The sequence below is a fragment of the Halorussus sp. MSC15.2 genome, from assembly GCF_010747475.1.
Taxonomy (GTDB): Archaea; Halobacteriota; Halobacteria; order Halobacteriales; family Haladaptataceae; genus Halorussus.
On the sequence record NZ_VSLZ01000003.1, the window covers coordinates 166,926 to 185,998 of the forward strand.

General features: G+C 64.6%; 19 protein-coding genes and 1 pseudogene. 12 read left to right on the top strand and 8 right to left on the bottom strand.

What is annotated here, in order from left to right:
* Positions 1–297 precede the first annotated feature (297 nt).
* From FXF75_RS12135 to FXF75_RS12150, 4 genes are all read left to right on the top strand, one after another.
* Positions 298–801, top strand: a complete 504-nt coding sequence (locus FXF75_RS12135; protein ID WP_163522149.1) for a hypothetical protein — start codon at positions 298–300, stop codon at positions 799–801.
* 103 nt (positions 802–904) lie between these two features.
* A complete protein-coding gene (locus FXF75_RS12140; RefSeq protein ID WP_163522150.1) occupies positions 905–1,510 on the top strand; it encodes a CoA pyrophosphatase in 606 nt (201 codons plus the stop codon).
* A 66-nt stretch (positions 1,511–1,576) separates the two neighbouring features.
* Positions 1,577–2,098 (top strand): CinA family protein, encoded by a 522-nt coding sequence (locus tag FXF75_RS12145; protein ID WP_163522151.1) that lies wholly within the window; start codon positions 1,577–1,579, stop codon positions 2,096–2,098.
* 216 nt (positions 2,099–2,314) lie between these two features.
* Positions 2,315–2,797 carry a metal-dependent hydrolase gene (locus FXF75_RS12150; protein ID WP_163522152.1) on the top strand — a complete coding sequence of 161 codons (483 nt, stop codon included), beginning with the start codon at positions 2,315–2,317 and terminating at the stop codon, positions 2,795–2,797.
* Between the two features lie 44 nt (positions 2,798–2,841).
* Here the strand turns inward: FXF75_RS12150 and FXF75_RS12155 are convergent, their stop codons facing one another.
* Positions 2,842–3,600 carry a PHP-associated domain-containing protein gene (locus FXF75_RS12155; protein WP_163522153.1) on the bottom strand — a complete coding sequence of 253 codons (759 nt, stop codon included), beginning with the start codon at positions 3,598–3,600 and terminating at the stop codon, positions 2,842–2,844.
* Between the two features lie 112 nt (positions 3,601–3,712).
* Here FXF75_RS12155 and FXF75_RS12160 point away from each other — a divergent pair, with 112 nt between their 5' ends.
* The 3 genes from FXF75_RS12160 (at position 3,713) to FXF75_RS12170 (ending at position 7,493) form a co-directional block, all read left to right on the top strand.
* Complete coding sequence (locus FXF75_RS12160; protein ID WP_163522154.1) at positions 3,713–5,368, top strand: long-chain fatty acid--CoA ligase; 1,656 nt, start codon at positions 3,713–3,715, stop codon at positions 5,366–5,368.
* Between the two features lie 74 nt (positions 5,369–5,442).
* Complete coding sequence (locus FXF75_RS12165; RefSeq protein WP_163522155.1) at positions 5,443–6,597, top strand: acyl-CoA dehydrogenase family protein; 1,155 nt, start codon at positions 5,443–5,445, stop codon at positions 6,595–6,597.
* A 224-nt stretch (positions 6,598–6,821) separates the two neighbouring features.
* The gene (locus FXF75_RS12170) at positions 6,822–7,493 is read left to right on the top strand and encodes an HAD family hydrolase (protein ID WP_163522156.1); all 672 of its coding nucleotides are present in this window, start codon (positions 6,822–6,824) and stop codon (positions 7,491–7,493) included.
* On the opposite strand, the gene FXF75_RS12175 is transcribed toward FXF75_RS12170, so the two are convergent.
* Entirely contained in the window at positions 7,494–9,605 is a 2,112-nt protein-coding gene (locus FXF75_RS12175; protein ID WP_163522157.1) for an ABC transporter substrate-binding protein, read from the bottom strand. It abuts the gene before it with no gap.
* Positions 9,606–9,730: 125 nt separating this feature from the next.
* Here FXF75_RS12175 and FXF75_RS12180 point away from each other — a divergent pair, with 125 nt between their 5' ends.
* Positions 9,731–10,036 (top strand): hypothetical protein, encoded by a 306-nt coding sequence (locus FXF75_RS12180; protein WP_163522158.1) that lies wholly within the window; start codon positions 9,731–9,733, stop codon positions 10,034–10,036.
* A gap of 57 nt (positions 10,037–10,093) precedes the next feature.
* Complete coding sequence (locus FXF75_RS12185) at positions 10,094–10,675, top strand: GNAT family N-acetyltransferase (protein WP_163522159.1); 582 nt, start codon at positions 10,094–10,096, stop codon at positions 10,673–10,675.
* 31 nt (positions 10,676–10,706) lie between these two features.
* On the opposite strand, the gene FXF75_RS12190 is transcribed toward FXF75_RS12185, so the two are convergent.
* Positions 10,707–11,195, bottom strand: a complete 489-nt coding sequence (locus FXF75_RS12190; protein WP_163522160.1) for a ferritin-like domain-containing protein — start codon at positions 11,193–11,195, stop codon at positions 10,707–10,709.
* A gap of 143 nt (positions 11,196–11,338) precedes the next feature.
* Between FXF75_RS12190 and FXF75_RS12195 the strand changes: the two genes are divergently transcribed.
* Positions 11,339–13,021: a methylmalonyl-CoA mutase gene (locus tag FXF75_RS12195; RefSeq protein WP_163522161.1), complete on the top strand. Its 1,683-nt coding sequence runs from the start codon at positions 11,339–11,341 to the stop codon at positions 13,019–13,021.
* A gap of 378 nt (positions 13,022–13,399) precedes the next feature.
* Here the strand turns inward: FXF75_RS12195 and FXF75_RS12200 are convergent.
* Positions 13,400–14,520, bottom strand: a pseudogene (locus FXF75_RS12200) (aminotransferase class V-fold PLP-dependent enzyme).
* Positions 14,521–15,497: 977 nt separating this feature from the next.
* On the opposite strand from FXF75_RS12200, the gene mce reads away from it, so the two are divergent.
* Positions 15,498–15,881 carry a methylmalonyl-CoA epimerase gene (gene mce / locus FXF75_RS12205; RefSeq protein WP_163522162.1) on the top strand — a complete coding sequence of 128 codons (384 nt, stop codon included), beginning with the start codon at positions 15,498–15,500 and terminating at the stop codon, positions 15,879–15,881.
* Between the two features lie 179 nt (positions 15,882–16,060).
* Here the strand turns inward: mce and FXF75_RS12210 are convergent, their stop codons facing one another.
* The 3 genes from FXF75_RS12210 to FXF75_RS12220 all read right to left on the bottom strand — a co-directional run bounded on the left by FXF75_RS12210 (position 16,061) and on the right by FXF75_RS12220 (position 17,559).
* Positions 16,061–16,267 (bottom strand): hypothetical protein, encoded by a 207-nt coding sequence (locus FXF75_RS12210; RefSeq protein ID WP_163522163.1) that lies wholly within the window; start codon positions 16,265–16,267, stop codon positions 16,061–16,063.
* A gap of 104 nt (positions 16,268–16,371) precedes the next feature.
* A complete protein-coding gene (locus tag FXF75_RS12215) occupies positions 16,372–16,824 on the bottom strand; it encodes a hypothetical protein (RefSeq protein ID WP_163522164.1) in 453 nt (150 codons plus the stop codon).
* 552 nt (positions 16,825–17,376) lie between these two features.
* On the bottom strand, positions 17,377–17,559 hold the full coding sequence (locus FXF75_RS12220) for a hypothetical protein (RefSeq protein ID WP_163522165.1): 183 nt from the start codon (positions 17,557–17,559) through the stop codon (positions 17,377–17,379).
* A gap of 242 nt (positions 17,560–17,801) precedes the next feature.
* On the opposite strand from FXF75_RS12220, the gene FXF75_RS12225 reads away from it, so the two are divergent.
* The gene (locus FXF75_RS12225; protein ID WP_163522166.1) at positions 17,802–18,254 is read left to right on the top strand and encodes a hypothetical protein; all 453 of its coding nucleotides are present in this window, start codon (positions 17,802–17,804) and stop codon (positions 18,252–18,254) included.
* 106 nt (positions 18,255–18,360) lie between these two features.
* Here FXF75_RS12225 and FXF75_RS12230 read toward each other — a convergent pair whose 3' ends face one another.
* On the bottom strand, positions 18,361–19,002 hold the full coding sequence (locus tag FXF75_RS12230; protein WP_163522167.1) for an FAD-dependent oxidoreductase: 642 nt from the start codon (positions 19,000–19,002) through the stop codon (positions 18,361–18,363).
* Between the last annotated feature and the right edge of the window lie 71 nt (positions 19,003–19,073).

The following is a 19,073-nucleotide window of genomic DNA, read 5'->3' on the forward strand; positions in this document are numbered from 1 at the left end:
GCTTCGCCGCCGCGAGGCGGTCCCACCGCCGAGCGACACTGCTGACTGACTCGCCAGCTATCTGCCCGCAACCGCGCGAGGCGTCCGGTCCGGGATTCGTCTCGCCTCAGTATTTGAACCCTCGCGCGTGTTCGGCCATCGAACACACGCTAGCAGAACTGACAAGTCCATCGTCTGGGGCCATTGGAAAAACACCCTACGGATGAGCATGGCAACTTGTCGTGAAACGTTCAACGAAAAGGACCGCATTCGCTTCCCGAACAACTAAGCCCCAGCGAGAACCCCTCCCGATAACGAATGGCCGACACCAGAGACGAACTCGCCGGGGTGGTGGACCTCTTCGACGGACTCGCGCGCGACGAACTCGAACAGGCGCTGGTCGAACTCGCGTTCAAGCAGGGCAAGGAGGTCGAGCGCGAGGCGTTCGCGGCCGAAATCGAGCGTGCGGTCGAGGCGTACTACCTCGTGGAGGCAGAGACCGACGACGATGATGGTAGAGACGGAGACGACTCCGACCGCGACGCCGAGTCAGTTCTCGTCGCCGGACCCGCGGCGTTCCCGACGGTGCCCGAGAACGGCGAGGACCTCCCGCACATTCTGGACGTGCCCGACCGGGAGTTGGACCGCGAGGGTCTCGGCGAGTCGGTCGCCGAGCGCCTGCGCGAGGAGGCACGGACGATTGCGGCCGCGGGCGACGCCGAGCGCGCCCGGGAACTGCTGGACGTGAGTTACGACCTCGAAGCGTGGGCACCTGTCGAGGCCGACGACGTGCGCGAGACGCTCGACCGGGCGTTCGAATAGGAGAGCGTCGGCGCGGGCGACCGTCTCGGGTCGCCGACCGAACCGGCACCCGACGTGGCGACAGGACGGGCAAATTAAGACGACGGAGTACGACGTAGCGGGTATGGAACTGGGTCGCGTGGCCGAGTACGTCCCGCGGGACGTTCCCGACGAGGACCACGACGCGGCGGTGTTGGCACCGGTGGTCGAGCGGGAGGGCGACCACTACCTCCTGTTCACCAAGCGGGCCGACCACCTCGGCGAACACGCCGGGCAGATGAGTTTCCCGGGCGGCGGCCGCGAACCGAGCGACGCCGACCTCCGGGCCACCGCGCTCCGGGAGGCCGAGGAGGAAATCGGCCTGCGCCCGGCGGAGGCGGATATCGTCGGCCGACTCGACGACATCCGGACGACGAGCAGGTACGCGGTCACGCCCTACGTCGCCACGGTCCCCGACCGGGAGTACACCCCGGACGAGCGCGAAGTCGCCGAAATCGCGGTGCTTCCCGTCGCCGGACTGGTGGACCCGGACAACCACGAGGTCGAGCGCCGGGAGCATCCCCAGTACGGCGAATCCATCGTCCACTTCTTCCACGTCGGCGGGTACACGGTGTGGGGCGCGACGGCCCGGATTCTAGTCCAACTGCTGGAGTTGACGACCGACTGGCGCGCGCCCGAGGACGTCGACAAGGTGGTGGACCCGGACGCCGACGTTCGACAGGGGAAGTAAGAACCACGAAGCGCCCCCTCGGCGCGTCCCGTACCTTCATTCGATTGGGACTCCTCAGCCTCGGGTATGAACGACGACGCCGAGGACCCGCCGGTCGAGGAGCGCATCGGAGACGCACTGCGCGCGGCCGACCAGACCGTCGCGGTGGCCGAGTCCTGCACCGGCGGTCTCGTGGGGTCGCTGCTGACCGACGTGCCGGGGTCGAGCGACTACTTCGACCGCGGGTTCGTGACCTACTCCTACGACGCCAAGTTGCAGGACCTCGGCGTCGCCCGCGAGGAGTTGGACGACCGCGGCGCGGTCAGCGAACCCGTCGCACGCCAGATGGCCCGCGGGGTTCGAGACGCCGCGGGGACGACGTGGGGCGCGGCGACGACCGGCATCGCGGGACCGACCGGCGGGAGCGACGAGAAACCGGTCGGCACCGTCTTCGTCGGCGTCGCCTACGCGGGCGACTGGGGAACCCAGGAGTCGTACTCCGTGGTCTCTCGCTACGAGTTCGACGGGAGTCGGCGCGAGATAAAGGAGCAGATAGCCCGGCAGGCGTTGCGGGACGTGCTGGCGGAAGTGGAGTCACAGGCGGACTGAACGAGGTGGAATCGCAGGCGGACAGGGACGGAGGATGACACTCCAGCGGTGGGGTGTCCGAACAGTGCGAATATCATCGAGCGCGCAGTTCGTGAGAGAGCTTTTTCCGGATTCAGACCGAGCGACGACCCCGAATCGCAAGACGGGCGTCAGACATCGGAGGGAAACCCTTGAGTCCTCCCCGGATAAGAAGTCGGACGTGACCGGGGAAAACGCATGAACAAGGAGGGACACGTTCTGAACGCGGTCCTGTTGAGCATCGGTCTGGGGTACGTCTTCCACCCCGCGGGCGACGTGCCGACGTTTCGGGCCATCGCGGAGATTTCCGTGCCGGTCGTCCTCGGGGCGCTGTTCCCCGACGTGGACACCGCCTTCGGCAAGCACCGCAAGACGCTTCACAACCTGCCCGTGCTGGCGCTGTTCTACGTCTGGCCCGTCTACTTCGGTAACCTCCACTACGTCTGGATAGGCGTGGCGACCCACTACGTGCTCGACGTGGTGGGGAGCAAGCGAGGTATCGCGCTGTTCTACCCCTACACGAAGGAGTACGGCCTGCCGGTCGGCGTCGCGGTCTCCAGCGAGCGCGCCGGTCTCGTCACGGTCGCTATCTCGATTCTGGAGGTCGCGGTAATCGCGGGAGTCGTCCACCTCCAACTGCCGATTCAAGACCTCACGGCGACGGTCGGGGGACTCCTGTAGCCGACTAGTCGGGCCGAATTTCCCGTAGTTAGCCGAATACCGAGTCAGTAGACGCCGTCGAATCGGTCGCCGTAGGCGATGTGGTCGGGGTGGGTCGGTTCCATCCCCGAGAGGAACAGTCGGTCGAGTTTCTCGTAGGAGTTCTCCCACCCGAGGTGGGCGAACTCGGCGGCGCACCGGAGTTCGTGTCGCCACCCCGACCGGCGGACGATTCTGCGCGGGACGCCCTCTTTCAGCGCCGCGACCAGTTCGTCGGCGGAGTCGAGCGACCGCCGGAACTCGGTCCACGCCTCGCCGACCGACCCCCGGAGGTGGGCGTACGACGACGTGAACGCCGGGAGGTCGTACTCGGCGGCTAACTCCCGGGCGCGCTCGTTGTGGTGGGGCCAGTGCTTGGAATTGTACGTCTCGATGGCGTCGATTCGGTCGCGGTAAGTCGAGAAGTCCGACTCCGACAGCGAGACGTTGAGGAACTCGGGGTGGGGAGCGAGGACCGCGGCGTCCTGTCTGTCGAACTCGTCCATCGCGGCGTCGAACGAGATGAAGTCCGGCACCGGGGCGTCGAGACCGACCGCGAGGAGGTGCCTGCGATTTCGCCAGTCCCCGGTGAACACTTCCCGGCCGGGGACGACCAGCAGGTCGTCGTCAGAGAAGCGAGCGGCCTGCTGGCGGACGTCCGGCAAGCGCGTGAAGTGAGGTGCGTACACGATAGCGTCGAGGCCACGCTCCTTCGCGCGCTCGACCACCGACTCGTCCAACACCTTCACGTGGAGGTCCACGCGGAACGACTCGCCCCCTGTCACGTGCGTTCGTTTCGACACGTCGCTGATAACGATTCTGATTTAGCGAGTAAACGCCCCACGGCTAGCGCACTGTGGTAGCAAGTCATATGAATCCGGAAGCCAAGACGCGGATATGGCAGGCGCAGAGCCGACCCTTCGACCGTTCCTGTGGCGCGCGGCGAAACTGTACCCGGACACCGAAATCGTCTCGCGCACGAACCGCGGCATCGAACGGTACGACTACGAGACGTTCGAGGACCGTACCGCGCAACTGGCGAACGCGCTCGACGCGGCAGGCATCCAATCGGGCGACCGGGTCGCCACCTTCTGTTGGAACCACCATCGCCACTTCGAGACCTACTTCGGCGTGCCCAACTCCGGCAGGCAACTCCACACCATCAACCCGCTGCTCCCGGACCACCACATCGAACACATCGTGGAGAACGCCGGCGATAAACTCGTCTTCGTGGACGCCTCGCTGGTCGAGAAACTCGAAGGCGCGGCCGGCTCCGAGGCGTTCGAGAGCGTCGAACAGTTCGTCGTGATGGACGAGGAGGTCCCCGACACCGACCTCGCTCCCGTGACCGACTACGAGTCGTTCGTCGCCGACGAGTCGGCCGACTACGACTGGCCGAGTCTCTCGGGCGACACGCCCGCGGGGATGTGTTACACCTCCGGCACCACCGGCGACCCGAAGGGCGTCGAGTACACCCAGCAGATGCTCTGGGCGCACACCATGGCCTCGCTGACGCCGCAAGGACTGGAGTTCGACGAGTCCGACGTGATAATGCCGGTCGTCCCGATGTTCCACGTCAACGCGTGGGGGATGCCCTACTCGGCGACCGCCGCCGGAGCGACTCACGTCTACCCCGGTCCGTCGCCCGAACCCGCGGACCTCGCCGAACTCATCGAGAGCGAGGGCGTCACCTTCACCGCGGGCGTCCCGACGGTGTGGCTGGGACTATTGGAGTATCTGGAGGAGAACGACGCCGACATCTCGTCGCTGGAGACCATCGTCATCGGCGGGAGCGCCGCGCCCAAGTCGGTCATCCGGCGGTTCGACGAGGAGTACGACGTGAACGTCCTCCACGCGTGGGGGATGACCGAGACCGCACCCATCGGTAGCGTCTCGCACCTCAAGGACGGCATGGAGGAGTGGGACGCCGACAGTCGGTACGACAAGCGCGGCAAGCAGGGTCTCATCATGCCCGGTCTGGAGTTCAAGGTCGTCGGCGACGAGGACGAGGAGATTCCGTGGAACGGCGAGGACTTCGGCGAACTCTACATCAAGGGACCGTGGGTCACCCAGTCGTACTTCCAGCGCCCCGAGGCCAACGAGGAGGACTTCGACGGCGAATGGCTCAAGACCGGCGACGTGGTGACGGTGGACGAGGACGGGTACATCCAAATCGTGGACCGGGCCAAGGACGTCATCAAGAGCGGCGGCGAGTGGATATCCTCGCTCGAACTGGAGAACGCGCTGATGGCTCACGACGACGTCGCGGAGGCCACCGTGGTCGGCGTCCCCCACGAGCGCTGGCAGGAGCGACCCGTCGCGTTCGTGGTGGCGAAGGCCCGTGCCGACGAGGAGACGCTGAAGGAGGAACTGCTCGCCAGCATCAGCGAGGAGTATCCCCGCTGGTGGGCACCCGACGAAGTGGTGTTCATCGAGTCGGTTCCGAAGACGGCAACCGGGAAGTTCGACAAGAAAGTGTTGCGCGAACAGTACGACGACCAGTCGCTCGTTGATGGCGAAGTTCCCGAAGAGGCCGCGCCCGACGAGGAGTAAACACCGAGACGAGGACAGTTCCGACGCGAGTCGGAACCCCGAGGTATTTTCCGGGCGTGGGCCTTCGATTCGATATGGAACTTCTCGCCGACGATATCGTCCCCGAGTACGCCCGCGACGTGAAACACGAGGCTCGCGAGTTCGCCGACGAGTACGTCGCACCGAACGCCGAGGAGTACTTCCGGGAGGGGAAGTACCCCGAAGATATCCTCGAAGCGGGTCAGGACGCCGGACTCGTCGCACAGGACATCGGCGAGGAGTGGGGCGGTCGGGGCCTCGACGTGGTCCAGATGCTCGCCGTCGCCGAGGAGTGGTTCCGGGCCGACGCGGGCATCGCGCTCACGCTCCAACTCGCCAGTTTCGGCGCGGAAATCGTCGAGGAGTACGGCACCGACGAGCAAAAGGAAGAGTACCTCCGACCCGTCGCGGAGGGCGACCAGATTACGGGTCTCGCGGTGTCGGAACCCGACACCGGGAGCGACCTGTCGGGGATGCAGACCACCGCCGAGAAGGACGAGGACACCGGCGAATGGGTCCTGAACGGAGAGAAGTACTGGATAGGAAACGGCGTCGAGGGCGACTGGCTGACCGTCTACGCCCGGACGGGCGACAACGAGGACAACCGATACGGCAACCACTCGCTGTTCATCGTGCCGACAGACGCCGAGGGGTACGACGCCGAACACATTCCGGAGAAGATGGGGATGCGCGCGAGCAAGCAGGCCCACATCGTCTTCGACGACTGCCGGATTCCCGAGTCGAACCTCGTCGGGAGCGAGGGTGCCGGGTTCATGCTGCTCGCGGAGTTCTTCAATCACGGCCGGACGGTCGTGGCCGGACACGGTCTCGGTCTCGCGGCCGCCGCGATAGAGGAGGCGTGGGAGTTCGTCCACGGCCGCGAGGAGTTCGGACGGACCATCGCCGACTTTCAGGCGGTCCAGCACGGACTCGCCGACATGCGCATGGAGTTCGAGTCGGCCCGCGCGCTGACCTTCCGCGCCGCCGAGAAGGTCCGCGACGGCGACAACGCCGGTCTCTGGGCCGCGATGGCCAAGACCAAGGCCACCGAAACCGCGACCGACTGCGCCGAACAGGGGATGCAGTTCCACGGCGGGCGCTCCATCCTGACCGACCGACGCATCGCCCGAGTGTACCGTGACGTCCGCATCCCGGTCGTCTACGAGGGCGCGAACGAGATTCAGCGCAACCTCATCTACAAGCAATCGTAGCGTGTCTTCCGGATAAATTTCTCAGCAGTACGGTACTCTTTCGTTCGATATCGCGCACGGCCATTTATCGTGTTCTCCACCGGGGACCGTGGGGCGCAGTCCGATTGTTACGGATAGTCGCTGCCGTCACTCGGTCGGCTTTGGAACGTCGGTAGAAACCACCTCCTGCCACCAAGTCGCACACCGCCCCGACCTTTTTCGCGAGCGAACGAGAACCCAGTCGCATGCGAGCGGTCTTCTTCGACCTCGACGGAACGCTGGTCGAACTCCCCGACGACTTCGCGGCGCTGTTCGAGGCGGCGCTGGCCGACCACGGCGTCCGGGCCGACGCGGAGCGCCACGAGTTCTACACCGACGCCCTCTTCGACCACCTCGGCGCGTGTCACGACGAACCGTACCGGGCGGCGATGGCCGACCTCCGAGCGGCGTACGACCTCGACCCGAGCGCCTCGGCGCTCGCGGAGACCTATACCCAGCGCGAGGCGGCCGCGACCGACCTCCGGCCGGGCGTCCGCGACGCGCTTGACGCGCTCGCGGCAGGCGACTGCACGCTCGGCGTGCTGACCAACGGCGGTGCGCGCGCTCAGCGGCGAAAACTCGCCCACCACGACCTCTCGGGGTACTTCGACGCGGTGGTTGTCTCCGGCGACGTGGGCGCGGGCAAGCCCGACCCGGATATCTTCGCGGCCGCGAGGGACGCGATTCCGGCCGACGAGTACGCCTTCGTTGCCGACGACCTCGAACGCGACGTGCGTCCCGCACAGGACGTCGGGTTCACCGGCGTCCATGTCACCGAAGATGTAGCTGATGAGGGAGAGAGAAGCGCAGAGAGTCGGGAGCGTCGGCCGGACGTGGCCGTCACGTCACTGCGGGACGTTCCCGACCTGTTCGCGTAGTCAGTTCCCGCCGTCCGCGGTGGCGTTGTTCGCCGTGCTATTGCCACCGCCGCCGTCGGTGGTGGTTTCGCCGCCTCCGTTTCCGCCACCGCCCGACTGGTGAATCTGCATCAGTTGGACCGAGAGGTTCGCCGCGCCGGGTCCGGGAATCTGCGGGACGAAACCGGCGAACTCCGCCCCGTTGACCGGCCACATGACCTTATCGTAGCCGTACACCATGTACGGGAAGTCGAGGTAGATGCGCTCGATGGCCTTCCGGGCTATCCGGTTGCGCTTCTCGGCCTGCATCGTCGTCCGGGCGCGCGAGATGAGGTCGTCGGCCCCGGCGTCGGCCAGTCCGTACCCCATCGCGTTGTTGAGCTGGGTCGTCGTGTTCTTCTGGTCGTAGCCTTCGAGTTTCGAGTGGTCGTCGGCGTTGTCGCTGTGGAAGATGTTGTACAGCGTTCCGGTGGCGAACGGCGAGAGGTCCGACCACCCCATCGGGTAGATGTCGAAGTCCTCTTGGGAGTACACCCGGCCGAGCATCGTGTTGAACGACATCACCTTCACCGTCGCCGGGACGCCGAGTCGCTGGAGCATGTCCACCCAGCGCGTCGTCATCTTGGCGAGTTTCGGCGTGTCCTTGGCGGGGTAGACGAACACCTCCAGCGGCCCGCCGTGGGCCTGCGTGATGGTCTGGCCGTCCACGCGAATCTCCTGTTCCACGCCGTCGGCCTCCCGCAAGACCTGCGACTGGACCGGGCCGAAGGTGTAGTCGTGCTTGGCCTCCGACTGGCCGCCAGTCACGCCGGTCAGGCTACCGGGATACTCCTTGCCGACGTAGGTCCCCGAGTTGCCGTCGATGACCTTCCCCTCGGTGAGGAACGTTCGGATGCCCTCGATGTCGGGCACGCCGGGTTCGGACTGGCGGAACTCGAAGGCGTTGGTCGCGGGCGCTTCCAGCAGTTTCGCGCCTTCGACGCCCGTCTCGGGCCGGACCGCGGTGAACCCCGGCGGCATCACGAAGTCGCCCATGTACGCGTAGCCCTGTTGGAGCCGTTCGGTCCAGAAGTAATCGTCGAACACCATCGAGGTCGCCTGCCGGAACGTGGCGTCGTCGAGGGGTACGCGCCGCATGTTGTACGCGAAGTAGCCGAAGCCCGTGTCGTCGCCTTGGACGAGCTTCTGACCCTCGTTCTTCCGGACCTGCTCTATCTTCGAGACGTTGATGGAGTCGTAGAGGGTGTCGATGTTCCCCCGGAGGAACGCCTGCTGGAGCGCGGAGTCGCTCCCGAATATCTTGAACCGGACCGCGTCGAGGAACGGTCCGCCCGCCACGAGTTTGTCCACCTGCCCGCGCCAGTCGAGGTTCCCGAGCGGGTAGTCGTCCCGGAACTCGACTTCGATGGCGGTGGCCGCGTCGTAACTCGTGACGGTTCCCGGCCCGAGTCCGACCGGCCCGTCGTTCTCGGCCGGGGAGTACTGCCGGTAGCTGTCCACGTTCGACCAGATGTGCTGTGGCAGAATCGGTATCGCCAACTGGTTACTCGCGTAGGTCCCGATGGGCTTGGCGAGTTTCATGTGGACGTCCCAGTCCGCGTTCGAGGCCTTCTCGACCGTCTCGATGGGGTCGATGGTCGAGGCGTACCGCCCCGGCTGCTGCTCTTTCATGTAGTTGTACGTGAACACGACGTCCTCGACGGTGAGGTCCTCCCCGTCGGTCCACGTCAGTCCGTCGCGGACGTCGAAGTACACGTCGGGTTTGGCGTTCTGTCCGCTGGCGTTCTCGACGGTCCAGTCGGTGTAGACGTTCGGGCGAACCTCGAACTCGACCGGGTCCACCGTCGTTCCCCCCTGATACACGAGGTCCAGTACCACCCACGAGTAGGCCGAGGAGGTCGAGAGGGGATTCAGTCCTCTCGGCTGCTGGCCCACCCCCACGGTGAATACTCCGCCCTCCGAGACGTTCTGTGCCGTCACGTCCGCCGCGTCGGTTATCGTCGGCTCTGGCGTCGCGTCACGCTCCGCGGCGTCCGCCGCGCCGGAGAGCGAAATCCCGACTGCCCCCGCACCGCTCGCTTTCAGAAACCGTCGCCGACCGCTCTCGAAATCTGATGGGTTATCATTACCCATACCTGCGGGAAGTCGGTCCTACGGATGAAGATAATGGTTAGTTATGAAGGTATTTACAAGGGGTCCGCGTCCGCCGGACCCAATCGGTCGAAAGCTTGTTGTCGCGGCGATTCGACCACCCGATAATGACCGACTGGGAGTGCGGCATCGACAGTTGTAGCGAGACGTTCGACGACGTCGAGGAAGCCATCGTCCACCAGACGACCGACCACAAGCGCCGCGAGTGCAAGGTCTGCGGGTCGGTCGTCCCGGACGGCTACTTCGCCATCCGGCACGCGTTCAACGAACACTCCCGCGCGGAGTACGTGCGTGCCTACGGCGCGAGCGCCGCGGAGGTCCGCCAGCGCGAGCGCGTCCGCGACGCCATCGAGGACGAGGCCGACCTCCAGCAGGTCGTGAACCGACTCGACGAAGTGACCGGCGGCCTGTAGCGCCTCCTCGGTCCCTCGCGCCACAGCTTTTTACGCTCTGACGGCCAACTCACAGCCATGTACGTCCGGGACGCGAAAAACAGGGAAGAGGTCTGGCTGTTGGACCACATCGAAGAGATGGGTCTCGACGAAACCGCGTTCCGTTCCCGCGACTACGTGGTCGCCATCGACGAGACGTCGGGCGAGAAGGCGGGGTTCGGCCGCATCCGGATTCACAAGACCGACGACCGGGAACTCTGCGAGTTGACCAGCATCGGGGTGCTCGAATCGTGGCGCAGGCAGGGCGTCGGCGCGCACGTCGTCGAACGACTGGTCGAGCACGCCCGCGACCAAGGGTTCGACGCGGTGTTCTCGTTGACGAGCGCGACCGACTACCTTGCGCAGTTCGGGTTCCGCGGCGTGGAGACGAGCGACCTGCCCGACCGACTCCGCGAACGCCTCGAAGACAAGCGAGCGGGGACAGACCCCGACGCCGTCGCGATGGTCCTCGACACCGACGAGTTCGTGATGCCCGACCGCCTCCGCGAGCGGTTCAAGCGCGCCCAACCTCACGAGGAGGAACCCGAACCCGAGGAGTCCGCCGAGGACTTCGGCATCGACCCCAACAGCGCGACCTACAAGTACGACACCGGCGGGTAGCGAAAAGAAGCGACTCCGGTCGGAACTCTCCTCAGGTCAGTTGGTCGTAGTCGTAGTTCTCGGTCAACTCGACCAATCGGTCGAGGAACTCCTCTTCTTCTTCGAGGTTCTGGTGAAGGAGGTCGCCCGCCTCGTCCATGCCGAGTCGGTCGGCGAGTTTGGCGAGGTTGCCGTAGGTGGCTATCTCGTAGTGCTCGGTCTTCTGGCCCGCGGTCACGTCGAACACGTCGAGTTCGCCCTGCTCGGGGTCGGAGTCGACGAACTCGTCGTGTTCCTCGATGATGCCCTGCGTGGCTTCGCACTCTTCGTCGCCGGGCGAGGTCCCGACGATGTCGAAGACCTGTTCGAGACGGTCGATTTGGCCCTCGGTCTCCTGCCGGTGGTCGCGGAACGCTTGGGCTATCTCGTCGTGCTCGACTTCCTCGGCCATCTCGCCGAGCGCCTCGTCGATGCGCTGCTCGGCGTCGTAGATGTCTTTCAGTTCGTTCTCGAACAGATGATTTAGGGAATTCGTACTCATTAGCATCGGAGAGACGCCACGGACGTAGGTAAACTCGGTGGCCAGCACGCGGGAGGGTCGTCGGAGGGGTGAGACGACTCGGCCGCCGGGTCCCGTAACGAATCCGCCAACCGTTAAGACCGGCCCGCCCGTCGGTCTACGTAATGTTCGACGCGGACGACCTCGCGGAGATACGCGAGGCACGTGAGGAGTGGGAGGAAGAGACAGTCGGACCCACGGTCGAGCGCTTCGGCGAGCGCAAAGAGGAGTTCACCACCGACACCGGGGGACAGGAAGTGAAGCGCCTCTACACGCCCGACGACGTGGCGGACCTCGACTACGAGGAGGACCTGAGCTTCCCGGGGGAGGACCCGTACACCAGAGGCCCCTACTCCACGATGCACCGCGGGCGACTCTGGACCATGCGCCAGTACGCCGGGTTCGGCACGCCCGAGGAGACCAACGAGCGCTTCGAGTACCTCATCGAGAACGGCTCGTCGGGCCTCTCGATGGCGTTCGACCTGCCGACCCAGATGGGCTACGACTCCGACGACGACATGGCCGCGGGCGAGGTCGGAAAGTCGGGCGTCGCCATCGACTCCCTGCACGACATGGAGACCGTCTTCGACGGCATCCCGCTCGACGAGGTCAGCACGTCGATGACCATCAACGCGCCCGCCTCGGTCCTGCTGGCGATGTACATCGCGGTGGGCGACAAGCAGGGCGTCGATAGGGAGGAGCTTCGGGGGACCATCCAGAACGACCTCCTGAAGGAGTACATCGCGCGCAACACCTACATCTACCCGCCGGAGCCGTCGATGCGCATCATCACCGACATCTTCGAGTTCTGCGCCGAGGAGACCCCGAAGTTCAACACCATCTCCATCTCGGGCTACCACGTCCGCGAGGCGGGCGCGACGGCGGCCCAAGAACTCGCGTTCACGCTCGGCAACGGCATCGAGTACGTCGAGGCCGCGATGGACGCGGGTCTCGACGTGGACGAGTTCGCCCCGCAACTCTCGTTCTTCTTCAACGCCCACAACAACATTCTGGAGGAAGTGGCGAAGTTCCGCGCGGCCCGCCGGATGTGGGCACAGATAATGGAGGAGCGCTTCGGCGCGGAGAACCCCAAGTCCAAGCAACTCAAGTTCCACACCCAGACCGCCGGTTCGACCCTGACCGCCCAGCAGGTGGACAACAACATCGTCCGCGTGGCGTATCAGGCGCTCGCGGCGGTGCTGGGCGGCACCCAGAGCCTCCACACCAACGGGAAGGACGAGGCGCTCGCGCTCCCGACCGAGGAGAGCGTCCGGACCGCGCTCCGCACCCAGCAGATTCTGGCCCACGAGTCGGGCGCGGCCGACACCATCGACCCGCTCGCAGGGAGTTACTACGTCGAGAGCCTGACCGACGGACTGGAGGAGGAGGCATTCGACATCATCGACACCGTGGACCGGAAGGGCGGGATGCTGCAGGCAATCGAGGACCAGTGGGTCCAGCGCCAGATTCAGGACGTGGCCTACGAGCGCCAGCGCGAAATCGAGGAGAAAGAGCGCGTCATCGTCGGCGTCAACGAGTTCGAGGTGGACGAGGACCCCGAGGTGGACATTCAGGAAGTGACCGAGGAGGAGGAACAGCGCCAGATAGACCGCCTGAACGCCGTCAAGGACGACCGCGACGACGAAGAAGTCGAAGCGAGACTCGACGCTCTCCGAGAGGCCGCCGAGGGCGACGACAACGTGATGCCCTACATCGTGGACGCGGTGAAGGCCTACGCGACCGTCGGCGAAATCTGCGGCGTCCTCCGCGAGACGTTCGGGGAGTATCAGCCCGGCGCGGCGGTGTAGACGGGCCTGAACAGCGTAGTGGAGGTGAGAGAACGTTCGGACTCGACTCGTTCATCAGTTGTGACCCGTGGATAGACGGCTATTCGACCGCTGTACGGTTACACGACGACTGCCGAAACACCACTCCAGTATTCTACGTACCGAATCGTCGCGGGTTAATAGCTGGGTATTCTATATAAAATTTCTAGAAAATAATTAAGAACAACGGGACGCCTATGTTCATCCGGAGGTGACAAAGATGTTCTTCCTGTTCCCGGCCGAGAACATGTGCAAACCGTATCGCGTCGAGTGTTGAGCAGGCGTCGCGCAGTCGTATCGCCCGCTAACCGCCTTTCACAGTAGCCGAGGTCACCCGAGCGTTCGTAGTTACCTCTCTCGTCAGAGCCACTTCACCAACTCGTCCACGTCCGCCTCCGAGTTGAACGCGTGAACCGACGCCCGGACCGCGTTTTCGGGGGACGGGAGCGACCGAATCCGGACCCGTCGTCGGCCAGTTCCTCGACGAACGCCTCCGGGTCGGGGTCGTCGATTGCGAACGTCACGAGACCCGACTCGTACTCGCGAGGACTCAGCAGGCGGGCGGTCTCGGCGTTCCGAATGCCCGCCTTCAGTCGGTCGGTGAGCGCCTCGATGCGGCCCCGAATTACGTCGTACCCCATCTCCTCGATGGTCTCGATAGCCTCGCACAGGCCCGCGTAGGGCGCTGGCGAGACGGTGCCGACTTCCAGCCTGTGGGCACCGGGTTCGTAGGCGTACTCCTCGGCGTTCGGGTCCTCGACGCTCCGGTAGCCGACGTGTGCCGGTTCGAGGCGGGTCTCCGCGCCCGGAGCGACGTGGACGAATCCCGCACCGAAGGGACCGAGGAGCCATTTGTGGCCCGCGCCAGCCACGAAGTCAGCCCCCCACTCGCGCACGTCCACCGGCATCTGGCCGGGGCACTGGACGGCGTCCACGAGGACCAGCGCGCCCGCGTCGTGGGCCGTCTCGACTATCTCGCGGACCGGCAGGAGCGTGCCGTGACTCCACGTCAGCGAACTCAGGCAGACGAGTTTCGCGCCCACGACGGCCGACGCCATCCGGTCCGCGTCGAGGCGTCCGCCGTCGCTCTCGACTACTTCTACTTCGACGCCCCGGCGTCGCAGGCGTTGCCACGGCAGGATGCCCGACGAGTGTTCGAGGTCGGTCCGGACCACGGTGTCCCCGCGCTCCCAGTCGAGCGCTGCCGCGACGCGATTGATGCCGTCGGTGGTGCTCTGGGTGAGCGCGATTTCCGCGGCGGTCGCGCCGAGGTGGTCCGCGACGACCTCGCGCGTCTCGTCGAAGACGTCGAACGAGAAGGGGTACATCCCCTCGCCGCCGGGCGACTCGTACTCGTGGCCTTCCACGCAGGACTCGACGGCCTCGACGACGCGGGACGGACTCGGTCCCGCGGCCCCGGTGTTGAGGTACGTCGTGCGGTCGAGCGCCGGAATTTCGGTCCTGAGGTCGGTCGGGTTCACGTCTCCGGTCACGGGAACCACCTCCATAAACCTCCGCGACGCGGCGGTGTGACTAGCCGTTCGCCCCGGCCGAACTGAGTGCCATAGACGAGTTTTGTACATCAACATCTAGTAGAAAAATTTTAGTATGTGGTGGTAGCCAATACCATGGGAGAGGTGATTGAATGTTCATAATCGTGCCCTTCGATTACGCTTGCGCCCCCAATAGAGAATGTGAGTCGTAAGTGGGTAGTCGAGAAGCATCGGCCTCTGACTGAGTTTTGTGCGCCGAACAGTTCGTCCGCGGATTCGCCGAGGCGTTTCGGACATCGGTACCGAAAACCTACCCCCGACGACACGAGACCAATAGTCGGAGGCCCGGCGGACACGCGCCGGTCAAAGCGGTCCGTACGTATGGACAACTCTCGAGGCCATAAAATTTCCTAGCCTAGATTTATGTTCTAAAGAAACAAGTATCCTACAACGGAGGTGAGAAAATGTTCCTGTTCACACCGTTCAAGGTCGACTGCCCGCTCCCCGAGACCGAGTGCTGACGCCGACAGCACCGGCCAGTAGTACCGACTCCTGACCGATTTTCGCAGTCGAATCCCCACGTATCGACGGAATCGCCGAGATACCTCGGCGGCGGACTGGCGTTCTACGGTAACTGAACGACGGATATAGGTATCCATTTACTTAACGATTATATTTCGTTGTCTTCTGCTACGATTGCTGACCGAGCGACGGTGTCGATACGTCACCTCCTACGTAAATTCATGCTTCTACCCCAATCATCCACAATAGAGTGACGCTCTATCGAGTGATAGGAGGTACAAGCAACGCCTGCGTCCAATCCGCTCGAAATCGTCTGCGGTTACAACCAGTGTTTTCTCGCATAAGGTAGCTGACTCCGGTTTTTTGGACTCGACGCGCGTTTCTCGGCGGCGGGTGTCGGTCGAATCACGAGAATTATACTCCCACAGTCGCACCTGTCACGCATGCACATCGACCACGTCGGAATCGCCACCGAGGACGCCGCGGCCCTCGCCGACCTGTACGCCGACCTGTTCGACGCGCCGGTCGCCCACGAGGAGGAGTTCGACGGCCTGCGGGTCGTCTTCCTCGAATTCGGCGACAGCTACTTAGAACTGCTCGAACCCCTCGAAGACGGGACCGTCGCGCGCTACCTCGACGCGAACGGGCCGGGCATCCACCACGTCGCTCTCGAAACCGACGACATCGAGGCGGCGCTCGACACCGCGCGCGACCACGGCGTCGAACTGATAGACGACGAACCGCGGCCCGGCGCGTGGGGTCACGACGTCGCCTTCCTCCACCCCAAATCGACCGGCGGCGTCCTGATGGAGTTCGTAGAACACTGACGGCGCTTCTCGACGACACCGATAAACCGGGACGCACCCCGACAGCGTCCGAACTACGTACGTGAGATAGTGCGACGAGGCGGGCCGTCCGGAAGTGGCGCTTCCCGTGGCGAGAACTCGACGGTACCGACACCGAACGCGGGTAGAAGCGGTGTTCGGGGTCGCCGACGCACGGCGCGTCACGAATCGTCCGCGCGGACTCGTCGCAGCAGTTCCTTGACCTCCTCGACCGTGAGGTCGTAGTCGTCTGCGAGTTGTTCCGGCGAGGCACCGAGTCGGTTCTGACCGACCGGCACCTTCGTGGAACAGTTCGGACACGTCGCCCGCTGGAGCGACCCGCTGTACTCCCAGACGTACCCGCACCGATGGCATTGAAGGGTTGACAAGGGTACGTTCTCCAGTTATTCCTCCGAAAGGGAGTGTCCCCGAGGTCCGAAACGGAGGAGTAACTGTACCGCTCTAACGGGTCGGAAGGGGTGTCTCTCCGGCGCTACGCCTGCTGAGACCCTTGGCCCTGCGTCTGGTGGGCGCGCTGGCGTATCTCCTCGCGCAGGTGGTTCATGAGTTCCTCGCCGGAGGGCTGCTGGCTACTGCGGTTCATCGCCTCCTGTTCGACCTGTTCGGCCGCCTGCCGAACGCGGTCGGGTGCCCGGTTGCCGGTGACGCCCTCGTAGAGGTTGACCAGCCAGTCGGCACCTTGGCCCTCGATGGACTCTTGGAACTCCTCGGGCGACATCTGGCTCACGCCCTCGTCCCACTCGTGGGAGACGTTCTCCGAGATTTCGTTCTCGTTGACGCCGAGGAAGTTCGCCAGTCCGCGCCGATAGTCGTCCTGACTCTCGGTGACGCCCTGCTTCCACTGGTCTGCTGCTCGTTCGAGGTGCGATTCCCAGACGGCCATCGCTTCGAGTTCTTGCTGAAGTTCGTCTTCTCCTGCGGACATTGGAATCACGGGAGCGACCTGCTCCCGGTTGGTAGTAGAAGACGTTTGCGCATAAACATCCCACGGCCAGCATTCTTACATTTACAAAACCGAATTGTGATTATATTCGGGACGTTTAGTCGAGACCGGGTGACGGTAAGTTCTTTCGAAGGGACAATCCCGGAACCTGATTTCGATTCTACAACGTCCGGGAAGTATGTAGCCACCAGAGACAGCAGCGCGCCGAGTCCCGAATACTCGACTCGCCCGAGTCGAGTGACACTAGTGAGGAATTCGGATAGTAACTGCTACCGTTAGGTGGTGACGAGGTACGGAAACAGCGGGACGACCCGAGTCGTCCCGACTCCACGTGATTCCAATAGCAGGAGCGGTCAGAACGCCCCGTACCGTTTTAGTCTTTTTCGGCCAAAGAGCGTTACGGCCAACTGCGCTACTCGTCGTATTTGCGTACTACGCCGTGCAACGAATCAGTCTGCCGAACTCCGACTCGAAACGGCGTCGGTCGTCCACCCGACGACCGAGTGTCGTCGCTGGCCGAGCGAATCCATCTCGCTACTCGCTGACCGTCTGGCCGTAGTCCTCCATGAAGCGCTTCCCGTAGGCCTGCAGTCCCATCAGAAACTCGGCGGGGGTGAGACCCCTGTCGCGTGCGCGTTCGGCCGTCAATGCAAACTCCTGCAACATCCAGTCGAGGTCCTCGTCGTCCATGATGATTCTGGTGGTAACAGCTACCACTATTGTATATGTCTTTCGGTGATTCCACTGGGGAGAACCCGAGGTAGTCGGGCGTTTTGCGGATAACCCGTCCCAGAAGGGGACAGAGCGTTCTCGGTCGCACTCGGCCCGCTGTGGGACGACGACCGACGTGCCGTTGCACCACCGGCCGACCTCGGCAGACGACCGCGCGGCAACAAGACTGACAGACGTTCGTGTCGTTGAAGACGCGAGGAATCGAGCGCGACGTTCCTCGTGATTTCATGGCAGGGGACGATTCGGAGACAGCGTCCGAGGAGTTGATGGACGAAGCCGAGGCGATGGCGATGTGGGAACGACACCTCGAAAGCGCGACCGACCGCTGGCACGAAGGCGTTCGGGAGAGCGCCGAGGAGTACCGAGAAGGTCTCGCGGAGGGACTCGGCGTCGAACCCGAGGACGTGCCCGACGAGGCCGTCGAACACTGGCAGGAGAGCGTGATGGAGACCGGACCCGACGAGTTCGCCGCCTCGATTACCGGCGAGGGGACCGACTGGTTCACCGGCCTGTACGAGAAGGCCACCGGCGAACAACCTCCGCAAGCGGTCGAGGACGCCGCCCGCGACGTTAAACAGGAGGCCCTCGACCGGGTCGGCGACGACGCGAGCGACGAGGAGATAGCGAACGCCGTCCGGCAAGCGGTCCGGCGTCGGAGCGGCGACGCGACCGAGGAGTGAGCGTCGGCCCCAGTCGGTCGTTCGGAACGGCGAAAACCGGGGTCAATCGTTCGACGGCGAGTTGCCGTCGAAACGAGAGTATCGGAATGAGTGACGACGTCCTACGTCAGGGAGCGGGACCGAAGTTTTCGGCCTTGGCGTCCTCGGCGTCGACGTTCGCGGCGTCGAGCGCGGCGGTCGCCCGGTCGAGGAAGTCCGCGAACCCGTAGATGAACGTCTGGCCCTGCGCGTCCGCGAGGACTTCCAGCACGTCCTCGGAACTCACGTCGTCGGTGACGGCGACCGTCGCGCTCGCGTCGGCGAGCGCGGTCAGTCGCTCCTCGTGGGCGGGGTCGTCGTCCTCGTAGACCACCGTGACGGCCGCGCCGTCCGCGCTCGCGCGCTCGCCGATGCCGACCGCGGGACCGACTCCGGGTCCGCCCGCGAGGACGACGACACTCTCCTCGCCCTCGTAGTAGGCGTCGCCGAAGGGACCCGCGACTTCGACCGTGTCTCCGGCGTCGAGGTCGGCGAGGTAGGGGCTGAGCGACCCGTCGGGGTCGACCTCGACGGTGGTCTCGAAGGTCTCGTCGGCGTCCGGCGACGAGAGGGTGTAGTGGCGGGTGACCTCCTCGCCGTCTATCGTCGCGGCCAACTGGACGAACTGACCCGGGGCGGCGTCGAATTCCGCGGGCGTCTCCAGCGTGAGCGCGATGGTGTCGGTGCCGACCGTCTCGACCGAGCGGACCGCGACTTCGGTTCCGTCCATGGCAATCCCTTGCCGAGGCGCGACTAAAGAGCCTACGACTGCGGCCGCGAGTGGGTATCGGAAGTCATTGC